General features: G+C 65.0%; 1 protein-coding gene. It reads left to right on the forward strand.

The features are described 5' to 3' along the window. Window positions 1-266 (forward strand): acyl-CoA dehydrogenase family protein (locus R0J88_RS20760; protein ID WP_410900990.1); only part of this gene is annotated, 266 nt, incomplete at both ends.

Genomic DNA, 266 nt, shown 5'->3' on the forward strand with positions numbered 1-266 from the left:
GACCGGCTGCATCTCGACCACCGCCTACATCACCATCCACAACATGGTGGGCTGGATGATCGCCAGTTTCGCCACGGACAGCTGCCGTGAGCATTGGGTGCCGGCGATGGTGGCGGGCGACAAGCTCGGTTCCTACTGCCTGACTGAGCCGGGCAGCGGCAGTGATGCCGCCAGCCTGCGCACCCGTGCCGAGCGTGAGGGCGATGACTACTATCTGAGTGGCTCCAAGATGTTCATCTCCGGTGCCGGCGCCACGGACGTGCTGG

This window comes from Pseudoalteromonas sp. SIMBA_162, assembly GCF_046535955.1.
GTDB lineage: Bacteria > Pseudomonadota > Gammaproteobacteria > Enterobacterales > Alteromonadaceae > Pseudoalteromonas > Pseudoalteromonas marina.